The organism is Paenibacillus sp. FSL R5-192 (assembly GCF_000517845.1).
Classification (GTDB): domain Bacteria; phylum Bacillota; class Bacilli; order Paenibacillales; family Paenibacillaceae; genus Paenibacillus; species Paenibacillus amylolyticus.
This window is the reverse complement of sequence record NZ_ASPR01000075.1, coordinates 126011-140235: the sequence shown is the minus strand read 5'-3', so window position 1 is coordinate 140235 and position 14225 is coordinate 126011. Positions and strand designations below refer to the sequence as shown.

Here is a 14225-nt window from a genome sequence, read left to right as displayed (position 1 = left end):
AGTTCAGATCCATATGGACCTAAGAAACAAAAAATATCTAATACGGTACAGTCTGAAAAAAGGATAGCAAATCCAGGTGTTTACTGGTATCAACTTGATGATGGTAATTTCAAAGCAGATCACACTACTGGACCAACTTTTTCGAATAACCTCAATCCTAATTCATGTTCTATTCCATATCCAGATGAGAAGGAAATTCCTAATGAGGTCGATTTTTCTGAATGGCCTGCAATATCTTGGCCAGATTTTCAATCACAGACTGTTACACAGAGAATGCTAGATAAAATCCGTATTAAAAGCGTAGATTACCAATTAACTACACTACAGTCGTCTTATACTGGTGTGGGTAATACGATTATAAGAGAAGGAAATACAATCGTAAAAATTATTACCAAAACAGGAGGCACACACACAGTTACTAATCGAAGGGACTATGAAAATGGTGGTAAAACAATTCGAAACTGTGTGAAGCAAATCGTTGCATACCATACGCCCATGGATATCATCTGGGAAGGCGATCTGGTTGAAGAAAAAGAAATCGATGTAACACCAGATTCGGTTTTGACTATTGGACAAACAAAGCAGATGAAAGCCGAAGTTAGCACAAGACATTATGGCGAAACAGATTTTAATGGGGGCATTGACGTATCCCGCAGGGAAGCGGAGATCAAATGGTTTTCTTCTGACGAGACGATTGCGAGTATAGAGCTCAAAACAGGGATGTTAACAGCCGAAAGTCCAGGCACGGTCACTGTGCGTGCGATCTGGAACAATGGTACATATCTGATCTCGGATACCGCCACCATAACAGTCACGTCTGAGCCAGGACTTGTTGTGAATCTGCCGAATGCTTGTAAAGCCAATACGACACCTTTACAGGCAGAAGCAGTTCTAACCAAACCGGATCGCTCTGTTCATAAACTGACGGCTCATCCCAAATTGACGTGGCAGAGCTCGAATCCGGCTGTGGCAACGATCGGTGCTGATGGCAAAATCACGACAAAAGGGATCGTGGGTAGCACTACCATCAAAGCTCATTTTCTTGATTCTGCTCAGCAACTGGATGAACAAGGGACTCAGGTGCTTGAGGTGAAGGACTGCACGGATAATGGAGAGGGTGGTAATGATGGCGATCCGGGGGGTGACCCTGCGAACACTTGCCCTGTGACCATCAGCCCACCGAGTAGAGGCACGGTTATTGAAGCATCGGTTATGGACCCGTCTGTTCGAGGTGTGTTGAAGGCAGACGATCGGGGATCTGAGAAGTTTGATGTTACCCGTGGTATTCCGACTTCGGAAGATCTCTATGCCAATGTTTTAGCCAAGGAATATCTGTTTCAGCACCGTTGGGTTAACATGACAGGAACGGTGACTTACACCGTTAAAGTGAAAAGGGTTTATCATAAAACCTGGACGATCCCAGGAAGAGCCTCTAGTGGTGAGGGTGATCCAGGGACACCTCCTCAGCCCAGAGAACGTGATGTGCCCGGGGATAAAACTATGCAAGTAACAAGGACATATAGCTATTGGCAGATCGATAACCTGGAGGTATACAAGTTAAATGAGGCCAAGGTATCTAACTATGCGCTAGGCGGTTATGGTAACACCGTGACCCTGACGCCCAATGCATATACAGCACCGACTTTGCAATCGGCTATGGATACTGCGGTTACCAATCATGTGAAACCTGCGCCATGTCGAGAAATTGATCTTGGCATCAAAGGGGTTCCTGGTGGTTCGGATGAACCGCCTACGCCAGATGAGACATCATTGTTTCAATCCAAAGCTGAAGCGGAGGTTAGAGAGAACACCGTTAATAACGACAAGGTAACCTTTAATGGAGCGACAATTATGGATTCTGCCCCGGTGGAAAAAACAGCTCCAAGACCTGGGACGATCCCCCAGCCTGGCATGATCGGAGACGATGTTCTGTACCAGAACCGTCTGACAATCAAAAACACATTGATGAACAAAGCTAACCAGCCAACCACGGGTGAGATAACGTATGGATTGCTCCCTGGTAATGTTAACGGAGGTCAGGATCAGAAGTTCCCCATTCTGGACATCAACTCGGTGACAGTACATACTCCAGTTGTGAACTATGCCTGGGTGTCAGATGATCAGCCGCATAACCAGAAGACCACGCCTGATCCGACAAGAGCTGCACTTATTTTAGAGCGTCCGTTTATTGTACGCATCCCAACTTCAGGGCAGCATCTGGATGTAGCGAGTTACCCTGGTTATGGAAACCATGATTATGCGAAATATTTCCGGATCAAACAGGTTCGTTTCCCATTTGATGTCTATAACGGTGCCAGAAGTCAGTTTATTCCGGCCATGACATGGGTGGATATTCCGGTAAATCAGTTGGACACCCCTTTTTATCTTCCTGTATGGGTAGATGAAGGGAATTACCAGATCGAGTTTCGAAATATCGCCGAAAATGCACCTGCAAACTACACAGAACAACAGGATGCCAATACGAATCTGACTCATCATGTCGCAGCAGATACCGTTGCTGTAGATGTTATCGGACGATTGTATGATTTTCACATCACCGATATTTCAGACTACAACTGGGAGATTGTGTTCCGTAAGTGGATAGGCAGCCCCGAACCAACGGGTGTAAGCTACTGGACCGGAGGAAACAGTATAGACGGAGATCCCCGAGGTAATTTGGCTCCCTATGTCCTGCCTATTCGTCCTGGCAGTCATCCGGTACAGGGGTTCCGAAATGCTGCAGTGAAGACGGGTTACCATTTCAAGTTTGATCTGAAAACCAAGGGTAATATGTTTGGGAAACAGGATGGTATCCGAATTACGCCGACGTTCTCTTTTGTGAGTAAAGATGGCACCACCCGGCAAGAAGTGGATTTATACTACCATCGAGGACAGGAACGACTCATTCGTATCGGATCGGCACAAGATTTAGAAAAACGCTTTGTTGTCCTGAACTCACGGTTGCGGAATGTCCCCGGTACGGAGTTAGGTGATACAGCGCGTTATCAGTATACCTATGAACTGTCAGCGGAGGAACGCAATCAGGGTACAATGGCGGAACATATGGTTCGTTTCGTGGATCAGACCTCGCATCATAAAACGTGGGTAGGTCGTTATGAGTGGATGATTCTTCCTTCACAGATCCGTACACTCATTGGCCCAAAAGCAGATATTCCCTCCAGTGTTAATGTGGATCGAGCGAATGCAGCGATTCAGCGCTGGTATGGGGAATATAGCTTGCCAGCAGATGTATATGCTGTACCCAAAGGAACCGATCTCGAGTCGCTTGCCAGACAAAACCAGTTGGATGAGAAGGCAATGGTATTTCTGAGGAACGGTTACATTGCGGTTAACTTCAATATCGAAACATTGCGCAGTGGCAATACGAGTGCACCGCATCTGCAATATATTCATGCACCGTTGATGAATCAATGGCAAATGGAAGGTTTTGATAACAGCCCGGTAGATGGTCAGGGAAAAAGCTGGCCGATGCAAGATGGGGACGTGGTTTTGTACCACGCCGATCAATCCAGCCGGAATGATTTCCAATCCCAGGTACCGCATTAGGGAGATATCGTTTTACCCATAAAGAAGGCAGGCGTCATGTGAATCTACATGACGTTTGTCTTCTTTTGTGTAATTCGGATTATGGTTGGGTAGCAGAACGGGTATAAAGGGTAAGGAGCACTCGTACCATCCATGTTCATCAATTTTCTCAACGAGAGGGGAACAACACATATGATAGAAGAGGATAAGCAGGAACTATTGATTTCAGAAGATACATACAAAGGAAGAGATTTAGGTGTCACATTTGGAGCACAAACCTGTCACTTCAAAGTCTGGTCACCGTTAGCTGTTCAGATGGAACTACTTTTGTACCCACCTTTGACAGGGGGGAGCCCGGAGGAAGAGCCCAATCAACGGAAACAGCAGGCGCTACCTATGCAAAAGAAAGAACAAGGCATCTGGGTTATGGAACTGGAAGGTGATTTAAGTAGCTACCGTTACATGTACAAGCCTACTTTCGAAGATGGACATTCAACTACTGCTGTAGATCCCTACGCCCGAGCAGTGACCATGAATGGAGAAATGGGTGTAATTGTGAGACTGGAGCAGACACATCCGAAGGGATGGAGTGAGGATATTCGCCCGGAATTGACCAGTTCTGTAGATGCAGTCCTGTACGAACTGCATGTACGTGATTTTTCCATTCACCCATCATCTGGTATAACGAATAAAGGCAAATACATGGCTTTCACCGAGACGGGCCTGCATGATTCGGAGGGCAACACACTGGGGATCGATCATTTGGTTGAACTCGGGATTACCCATGTGCATCTGCTCCCAGTATTTGATTTTGCGACGGTGGATGAATCCAGGGTGGATGGTGATACGTCTGATGCCTCCAACTATAACTGGGGATATGATCCGCTCCATTACAATGTACCGGAAGGTTCCTATGCATCACGTGCAGATGATCCGGAGACACGAATTCGTGAGTTCAAATCAATGGTGCTTGCCCTTCATAACAAGGGAATAGGTGTCATTATGGATGTGGTATATAATCATACCTTTAATACAGCAGGCAGCTCCTTTGAAAAACTTGTACCAGGGTACTACTATCGTCAAAACGCCGATGGGACCTACAGCAATGGTTCAGGTACGGGCAATGAGGTGGCTACTGAACGCACCATGGTTCGCAAGTTTATCATCGATTCAGTCCGTTACTGGGCAGAGGAGTACCATGTGGATGGTTTTCGATTTGATCTGATGGGTCTGATCGACACAACTACGATGAAACAGCTTGCAGCGGAGTTGCACACCGAAGTGTCACCTTCCATATTGTTATATGGTGAACCATGGGGCGCAATGGATTCGCCGCTTGGTGATGATATGACCCTAAAAGGAACGCAGCGCGGGGCGGGTTTTGCTGTGTTTAACGATAATTTCCGCGGAGTAATCAAGGGAGACAGCGATGGCATGGGTACGGGATTTGCGACGGGGGCGGACGGAAAAGAAGACGAATTATGGACTGGCGTCCGGGGAGCCATTCAGGATTTTACGGATGGTCCATCTGAGACGATTAACTATGTAACAGTGCATGATAATCTCAACCTGTGGGACAAAGTTGCACGTACACAAGGACTCCACGATACCTTGAATTTCCTCACCTATCACGAGGATGGAAGTATTCATGGATGCCAGAGTGTGGAGGAGGCCGTAGAGAAGGCTAAACCTTACCTGCAGATCGATCCAGAACACATTCTGGAGAATGAGACCGTTAGGCGTTGTCTGCTTGCCAATGGTATCGTTTTAACCTCCCAGGGTATTCCCCTGATCGCGGCCGGAGATGAGTTGCTTCGCAGCAAATATGGGGACGCCAACAGCCACCAGAGTGGAGACGTAGTCAATGCCATACATTGGGAGCAGAAGCAGCTGTTCAAGCCGGTATTTGATTATTATCGTGGGCTGATCCGTCTTCGGCGAGAACATCCAGCCTTTCGGCTTCGTACACGGGAAGAGATCGAGAAGCATGTTCGTTTAATAGAAAAAGGTAATGGGCTGTTAGCGTATGAACTGAACGGTACAGCAGCCAGCGATTCATGGGAACGTATGGTTGTCATCTATAACGCGGCAAAAGAAAACCGTGACATATCTGTCCCCACAGGGACATGGAATGTGATTGTAGAAAAAGGACAAGCAGGCGTTGATATGATACGCACCATACAGGATGGAAAGGTAAATGTGAATGCGATATCCCTAACGGTGATATATTCGAATTCCTAATGAACGCAATGCTTGCCAAGAATTGAAGGGTACCAACAAAGCATTAGTAAAATCGCTAACAAGGCCACGTTCTAGATATCCAATCAAATCTAATCAAATAAATTGAGATAAAACAAATCCCCCTTTCCCGTAAGAAAGGGGGATTTGTTGATGCGTCAGAAACCAATGCCTTGGTCGCAGGGCTATACATCGTCATGTCTGGAGCTTTTTTATACTGTGCAACTGTTGGTGCATTTTAATCTCAACCAAATGACATCCTGCAATTTATTCTCGTATATTCCAAACTTTTTTTGTCGGGACAGGTACAAATGCTGTCAATCTATGGCGCTTGTTTTCATATCCTATATTTTGAAAGCGATTGCTAATTGAATACGCAAATTGGACCGATATGATGAGTACAGACAACCCCGGGTTGACAAACAACGTCCCACTCCGTAACATCGGGACAACACGAAATCAATGGATATAAAGGCGGTGGGAACGATGCCGGAATGGACTTCTTTTCGTTACGATGGCAACGATCTTGGCTTAACATATACTCGTGCTGCAAGTACTTTTAAATTGTGGGCACCTACGGCACAACAGGTTTATATATTGGTTTTTGACGATGAAGGGCATTACAACGATAGTGGTAAAGTACAAGATCATGAAAATGGGCAGGATCATACTCTGACGCGCGATGCGGACGGAATATGGAGTCTAAAGCTCAGCGGGGATTGGGCAGGATATTATTACATGTACCGAATTATCCATGATGATCAGCGGATTGAAGTGGTTGTTGATCCTTACGCCAGAGCGGTAACGGCTAATGGGCAACGAACGGCTATTATAGATCCGGAGACCACCAATCCAGTCGATTGGGACCTGGATGTCAAACCTGCTTTTCTGCGTCCTGTTGATGCCGTGTTATATGAGTTGCATGTTCGTGATTTCTCCTCGGACCCACATGCAGATATTCCGTATAAGGGAAAATATCTGGCATTCACAGCATCCGGTCTGACGGATAGAGCAGGCAATAGTATTGGCGTAGACCATCTTGCCGAACTGGGAGTTACTCATGTACATCTTCTACCTGTGGCGGATTATCAGACGGTGAATGAACTTGCTACAGCAGAAGTGGGTTCGAATGTCAGAGCACCATACAACTGGGGATATGATCCGCAACATTATAACGTTCCCGAAGGTTCCTATGCTACCGACCCTCGTGATCCGGCAGTTCGAATTCGGGAGCTCAAATCCCTCGTTCAATCGCTGCACAGACAAGGCATTCGCGTTGTACTTGATGTTGTCTATAATCATACGTATAGCGTGGAAGAGGGACCTTTTGAACGGATTGTACCAGGCTATTATTACCGTTATCGGGAGGATGGCACCCTCAGTAATGGTTCTGGTGTAGGCAATGAATTGGCGACAGAACGTCCAATGGTGCGAAAATATATTTTGGATTCTCTCCGATATTGGGCAGAAGAATATCATGTGGACGGATTTCGATTTGACCTCATGGCCCTGATTGATACGGAAACGATGAATGAATTGACACGCGAATTGAAGGAACAGATCGATCCGGCGTTTCTGATCTATGGGGAACCCTGGATGGGTGGAGATTCACCTTTGGACCGCAAAACATTAAAAGGAACCCAGCGAGGTCAGGGGTTTGCAGTATTTAATGATCATTTTCGCAGTGCAATCAAGGGTGATAGTGATGGCAGTGGCAGAGGGTTTGTCACGGGTGCCGGAGGGCAGGAATATGAGCTTATTAGGGGATTAGCGGGAGCACTGGATGATTTCACATCTTCACCTGTGGAAGTTGTCAATTATGTAACTGCCCATGACAATCTCAATCTGTGGGATAAAATTGCGACAACAATGAACCTTAGACATGAATTAGGATTTCCCGTATGGAAGGACGGACAGCCCGTGGGTGGAGGGAGTGCTGAGTCCGCGGTAAAAGCAGCAGATCCATATCGGTATGTGGATGCAGATGATGTTTTGAATCATGAGATGGTTCGTCGCTCGTTACTGTCCTCCGGCATTCTGCTTACTTCTCAGGGAATTCCGTTTCTGCATTCAGGGGATGAGATACTCAGATCCAAAGCCGGTGATCATAACAGTTATCGGAGCGGGGATGCGGTGAACGCCATCACATGGGCCAACAAATCACGGTTCAGACCAGTGTTTGATTACTATCGTGGTCTTATTCATTTGCGGAGAACACATCCCGCTTTTCGTATGATCGATGCTGAACAGGTACGAAATCACCTTCGTGTTATTCGTGCGGATGGCAATGTAGTTGCCTTTATACTTCAGAATGGTGCGAATCAGGACACCTGGAATCAGATTATGGTCATCTATAACGGAACGGAACATGAGCAGCATGTCGACCTGGGGGAAGGGGACTGGCATGTTGTGGTCAATGATCATCAGGCAGGCACAGACGTGATCGAGACTGTTCGTGGTACTGTTCAGGTAGAACGATGGTCTTTAATGGTACTGTATGACACAGAGCATGCTGGAGGCGCTGAACCATCAACAGTGGAGATTAGTTTTCCTCGCCAGGTATATAGTCCGAAGGAGACCACTCAACTACGAGCGATCGTACGGGACAGTATTGGCAATGTGGTGGAAAAAGCTCCAGTTACCTGGACTTCTTCTGATCCGGATATTATTCAGATCCAGCCTGATGGAACAATCCATGCACTGGAACGAGGGGAAGCTTCGATTACAGTCCACTGTGGGGACATAACGGCAAGCTGTATGTTACAAGTGGATTATCGTCATGCTGAACGAATTGAAATTGTGGGTGAACCTGTCATGTACATGACTCGAATCAGTCGCTTCCGTGCCTTGGTTCTGGATCAATTTGGTCAGCCGCTTCAGGATTCCAATATACGCTGGAGCTCTTCTCATCCAGAACTTGCAGCGGTGAGTGCAGCAGGGATCGTACGTGCGATGACACCTGGAGTAACCCATATTATTGCTGAGGCTGGAGGAATTCGGGCAACGCTTGGCGTAACGATTCATAAACAGATTTCGCGAACCGTCACGCTTCGATACGAACGGGAAGACCAGCATTATGAAGGTTGGGATGTCTGGGTATGGGGCACAGGTATGGAGGACGGAGCCGTACGGCTGGAACAAGTCGGAAATGCCACCGAAGCCCGCTTCCGCGTTGCTCCGGGTCTGCATCATTTGGGATTGATCATTCGATTGAACGAATGGGAAGCTAAAGATACGTGCGGAGACCGTTACGTGGACATTGTACCTGAAGACGGGGACGTACACATTATTGTCCGTAGCGGATCAGACGAGATGCAGATCATTCGTGAAAGCGAAAAAACAGAGGATCGTAACAGCGCATAGTTTCTTTATGTATAACGTCGAATGTAGTTCGTCAAAACCTTGATAAATCAGCAGTTGGAAGAGATTCCGACTGCTTTTTTGCTCTGATTAGAAGCCACATAACTTGCCAAAAAATAATTAATTGTCCTGTTTCGTGTTTGAGATCCTCTATCATTGGGGTAAATATAGATATGGCCCACGATTCGGCCAAAGGAAAAAAGACCATCATGGTCTATGAGATAAGCCTCAGCGCTTTCCAACAAATATAATGTAGTGATCCCTTGAAGGAGGATGTTCAATCATGAAATCCAACGGAAAAATGGCTCAACTTACAGCAACGCCAAGAACGGAAAAGAAAGGTGCAGCACTGCGCCTGTTAAGACAAGGCGGACGAGTTCCCGCAGTCGTTTACGGCCCGGGACTTGAAGGTGCTTCAATACATGTAGATGAAAAAGAAATGCTGAAAGTGGCACGCACAGGCCGCTCCGAAATGTTCAACCTGAATGTTGAGGGCGGTAAAACGCTTCCGGTGCTGATCAAGGATCAGCAAGAGCGTAACGGACGTTTGCTGCACGTAGACTTTTTGCAAATTTCCAAGAACAAGCCGATCAGCGTAAGTGTATCGATCGACTTCCAAGGTACAGCGGCCGGCTCGAAAGCTGGCGGTGTATTCCAGACACAGGAGACACAGCTGGAAGTAGAAGGATTGCCTGCGGATCTGCCAACGTCCATTGAAGTGGATGTGAGCGGATTGGACATCGGCGATCGCTTGACTGCTGCGGATATCAAACTCGATAAAGGTTTGACACTCGTAACATCACCTGAATCCATCATCGCTTCCGTCATGCCGCCACAAGCGGCTGAGGAAGAGCCAACGGCCTCTGCTGAGGAAGCTGAGCCGGCAGCTGAAGAAAAAGCTACAGAAGAATAAGCCAAGCTACGGGATCTTGCCAGATCTCATGCTTAACCAAAGCCCAGTCCTAGTGACTGGGCTTTTTTTATTTTCCGAGCAAGAGAGTTCAATAGACACATCGTTCGCATGAAAAATGAGAATGTACTACAATACATGTTAAAGGGTAAGAAAGTAGGTTTAATTCAATGTTTGATCCAACGGTGTATGACAATCTGAAAGTCGGGTTTGAGAATTATCTCTATGATATGGATAACCTGGACGAACGTATTCAGATTACGGGGCGTAAAGATCGGCTGGAGATGGCAGTGATGTCCAGAGAGTTCACATTACAATTCTGTCTCAGGGATCGTCCGGAAGTAACAGGCGAGGTTGTGTTAAGTAGTTCCCTAAATGAGCTCGCAGCGGAGATCCTGGAGACGCCTGGCGCTCATCCAGGTTGTCGTTTGGAAATCCGGTTTGGCATGGTTATGAAAGAGCCTGAGAGGCAGTGCCCAGCCATTCGTTCGATATTACAGGAGAGCTGGCCTGAGCAGAGGATATGCCAGACTATCCAGTATATCTTTGATGAACAGCCAATCATTTATAACGTCATGGCTCACGTTTGTTTTGACCGCAGTGTGAATGAAGACCAGATGGGGGACATTGCTGAACTCTGTGAGCATATGGCAAATGTGATGAATCAATTATTACAGTTGAATAATTAGTATTTCCGAGAAAAGCCTTGTCTCTTTGTGGAGATCAGGGCTTTTTTGTATTATTTTTAGAAAATTGTATAGGCTTTCAGGCTTAGGTTTAAGGTCTTTTAGGTTAATGTTTTACGCAAGCGAGTAAGAGAATGTATATTAAAAGGGGGTAAGAGTGCAATTGGACTATACAAAAATGGTGAAATTGCGAAAATAATATTGGGACTAAAGATTTAGTTCTGTACTAAAGGAACTAGTTTTCCTTGCCGATAAAATATCGAAGGGGAGAAACTACATGACAGAGAAATTAATTCGTCTGCTGCGTATACTTCAGGCTATACAAGCAAATCCTGGAATTTCGGCCAAGGAATTGGCGCTGAAATGCGGTACGACTGTACGCACGATTTATCGTGATCTCCGGATTTTGGATAGGGTCGCCCCGATTATGAATGAAGGATACGGCAAAGGTTACCGATTTATTGGTGAGTTTGCGATGTATCCATTAGATTTTACTGAACAGGAAGCAATGGTTTTCTCCTTGCTCCCGTCCGTAGTTGATACCTCCAAGTTACCTGCTGAGTTTGATTCAGCGTTTGACAAGGTTATGTCGGCTCATACCAAATTAAAATCAAGAAACAGTGACATTGTAGAGAATATTGCGGGAATTATTCGGATGGGCACGCCAGCTTATCGTGAGGAAGGAAAAGACCCTAATTTGCTGATTCCCATTATCGAAGCTATTCTAAGCCAGCAAACCATTCGTACTCAATATCATACGCTGACAAGAAATGAGATCACAGTCCGGGATATCGATCCCTATTATCTCATTCCACGTGATCAACGTTTTTATTTGATTGGATACTGTCATTTGCTGCAAAAAGTTCGATTGTTTCGGATCAGCCGTTTTTTGGATGTGACACGAACAAATGCCGGTTTCGACAAGGGTGATTTCAACATAACACAGTACATGAAGAACACATGGTCTATTGACCGTGGCGACGAAAATATCCATTTCAAGGTAAGATTCTCTGAGAAAGTGGCCCCCTACATAAAAGAAGAAGAAATGTTTGTTCGCCCGCGAATGACGAATATGTCGGATGGGGGATTGTTATTTGAAGTGACACTGAATAGCAGCAGAGAATTTTTGAAATGGTTGTATCAATTTGGACCCGAGGCAGAGGTACTTGAACCTCGTGAGTTCCGTAGAGAGATACGCAGGCAACTTGTCGAGTGGTTGGAACATTATGAAACCGATGTATCTTTGTAAAAATTTTAATCATGGAGAAGTACAGGAAAAGGAGCAGGTAATATGAGCACCAAATTATTCGCAGCTATGTATGGGATGGACCACTACGATGGAGTACAGGCTCTACATGTGGGGGATACCGTGTATCTCGTCAAAGATCCAGATAATCGTTTGGATCATCAAGCAATTAAGGTTGTTATTCCCCCGATTGGAGCCGTGGGTTATATCGTTAATGATCCGCTGGTCGTACCTCATGGATGTTGGGCCGGGACGGCATTCTACGATGTGTTTCATCAACTAACGTGTGCCAAAGTACGATTCATGATGAGAGATATGGTGATTATAGAGTTAATTGAGATGAGTCACATTCCTGTTCCGCAGATGGATTCTTTGATTAAGGGATGGCAATTTCGTGAAAAAGCTTGATCATCGTAACAAAAGAAGGCTCATTTACGGATGAGCCTGGTATAGGTCGCTTCCAGATGCATGGCTGTTCTTGCCCAACTGAAATATGCCCTTGCGCTGTCTCGGCCAGCCTTTCCTAACTTCTCGGCAAAAGTGGGATTGCTTGCAAGTTTGTACAGGTAAGAGGTGAAACGTTGAGGGCGCTTATAAGCAGTGACAAGGTATCCATTGATACCTGATTCAATAATCTCGCGAATACCTCCGTTATCCGAAGCAATGACGGGTAATCCTGAAGCCATCGCCTCAACATTAACCAGGCCAAAAGCTTCATGTTCTTGAGACGGACAGACCAGACAATCCACTGCCCGATACAACTGATCGATATGCTCATGGTTTATCTGACCACGGAAGGAAACATGGACTTTTTGTTTTTGGGCAAGTTCGCGAAGTTTACGCATGTAATACGGAGGTCCTTTGCCTGCAACAACCAGTTGAACAGATACCTGTTGCTGAAGGAGGGCAGTCGCACGAATTAATACGTCTACACCTTTTCCAGGGATCAGCCTGCCGACATACAGAATAGAGAATGGTTTAGTTACTCCAAATTGTGTACGCAGATGAATCTGTTCTTCGCTGGATTCAACAGGTCTGAAGCGGCTTAGATCTGCACCCAATGGAACAACACTCATCCGGTGTTTTACCAACGGAAATCTGCGGCCTAACCTTTGTCGTAGGGAATGACTGTTGACGGCAATCCAATCAGCTTTTTTCATTAATGTGAGTTTGGAAGGCCCGGGCTGAGCAAACGTTAATGAGTGAAGATAGAGTACAACGGGAGTGCGTGGAAAGGCTCGTTTGATGGTAGCCATACTTCGTGGCCTGTTATCCACTTGAATTACATCATAGGGTTGTTGGGATAACAAACGTATGACTGCTTTGGTGTACATGACAGGACTCGACGCAGGGACACGTTGAATGGTGATCCCATCGATCTGTTCTGTGGCGGCGAGACCTTGCATTTGACGACTTATAATGGTCACCTGATGGCGATGGGCTAGTTCACGAGCGATGCCCAGGATACAGATTTCCACGGAACCATTACCGGGCAAAGGCAATTTCTCGGGTGCAACCATAGCTATTTTCATGATCCGGCTCCTCCTTGTCCGACATCTGTAACAATCTTCGTCATATATCTTATGAGAAGTTAAAGCATTTGGCTCCTGCGAAATGGTAGGTGAGCCAACCATATAAGCGTGCAGGAATAATCTGCTACATGGCATCAAGCGAGATATTCAGCTTTTGTGATATACTGTACGGGAACAATTGAATTCGTTACATGTATAAAAGCAGGAGGAAAATAATGTTACATTCTACGCTGGGGCGCTTCCGGCTGATGTTGTGGTTGCAGGGCATTTCGTACGTGTTGTTACTGTTTGTTGCTTTTCCGTTGAGAGATGCCGGGGTTATGCCGCAGGCTGTCACATGGTTTGGGAATCTGTACGGTTTTTTGTTTTTAATGTATTTGTTATTTATGGTGACTATGTACACCTCACAGAAATGGCGTCTGCGCCGTCCAATTGCTCTGTTCTTTGTTTCTTTCATTCCACTGGGGAATATGATCTACGATGTTGTCGTATTCCGTAAGCTGTATCGTCAACTAAATAAAGCTTGACTTTATTTAACGTTATGAAATATGATGAGTACAGGTTAAACAACCCGTTCCAACTAAAACTACATATTCCTGTTAAAGGGGAGTAGCTTTTACAGTAAAGTCGTCAATTCGGGATCATATCCCCGGCTTTATTGGCAGCAATTTTGTTGTTAGCGAGACCTTTACCAAGTTTTCATGCTC

At 45.8% G+C, this 14225-nt stretch carries 9 protein-coding genes; 8 read left to right on the top strand and 1 reads right to left on the bottom strand.

Going from position 1 to position 14225, the window contains the following annotated elements:
- Positions 1–273 precede the first annotated feature (273 nt).
- The 7 genes from C161_RS28370 (at position 274) to C161_RS31810 (ending at position 12394) form a co-directional block, all read left to right on the top strand.
- Positions 274–3567 (top strand): DUF5704 domain-containing protein, encoded by a 3294-nt coding sequence (locus C161_RS28370; RefSeq protein ID WP_235193971.1) that lies wholly within the window; start codon positions 274–276, stop codon positions 3565–3567.
- Between the two features lie 171 nt (positions 3568–3738).
- A complete protein-coding gene (pulA, locus tag C161_RS28365; RefSeq protein WP_051450012.1) occupies positions 3739–5787 on the top strand; it encodes a type I pullulanase in 2049 nt (682 codons plus the stop codon).
- A 483-nt stretch (positions 5788–6270) separates the two neighbouring features.
- Positions 6271–9147, top strand: coding sequence for a type I pullulanase (gene pulA / locus C161_RS28360; protein ID WP_036674495.1), 2877 nt, complete (start codon positions 6271–6273; stop codon positions 9145–9147).
- Between the two features lie 280 nt (positions 9148–9427).
- Positions 9428–10057 (top strand): 50S ribosomal protein L25, encoded by a 630-nt coding sequence (locus C161_RS28355; protein ID WP_036674494.1) that lies wholly within the window; start codon positions 9428–9430, stop codon positions 10055–10057.
- Positions 10058–10224: 167 nt separating this feature from the next.
- Positions 10225–10743, top strand: a complete 519-nt coding sequence (locus C161_RS28350) for a hypothetical protein (RefSeq protein WP_036674493.1) — start codon at positions 10225–10227, stop codon at positions 10741–10743.
- A gap of 274 nt (positions 10744–11017) precedes the next feature.
- On the top strand, positions 11018–11989 hold the full coding sequence (locus C161_RS28345) for a helix-turn-helix transcriptional regulator (protein ID WP_036617058.1): 972 nt from the start codon (positions 11018–11020) through the stop codon (positions 11987–11989).
- Between the two features lie 42 nt (positions 11990–12031).
- Positions 12032–12394, top strand: coding sequence for an HIRAN domain-containing protein (locus C161_RS31810; protein WP_051450011.1), 363 nt, complete (start codon positions 12032–12034; stop codon positions 12392–12394).
- A 20-nt stretch (positions 12395–12414) separates the two neighbouring features.
- Here the strand turns inward: C161_RS31810 and C161_RS28335 are convergent, their stop codons facing one another.
- Entirely contained in the window at positions 12415–13518 is a 1104-nt protein-coding gene (locus C161_RS28335) for a glycosyltransferase family 4 protein (protein WP_036674492.1), read from the bottom strand.
- Between the two features lie 215 nt (positions 13519–13733).
- Here C161_RS28335 and C161_RS28330 point away from each other — a divergent pair, with 215 nt between their 5' ends.
- On the top strand, positions 13734–14045 hold the full coding sequence (locus C161_RS28330) for a DUF3817 domain-containing protein (protein WP_036617062.1): 312 nt from the start codon (positions 13734–13736) through the stop codon (positions 14043–14045).
- Positions 14046–14225 lie beyond the last annotated feature (180 nt).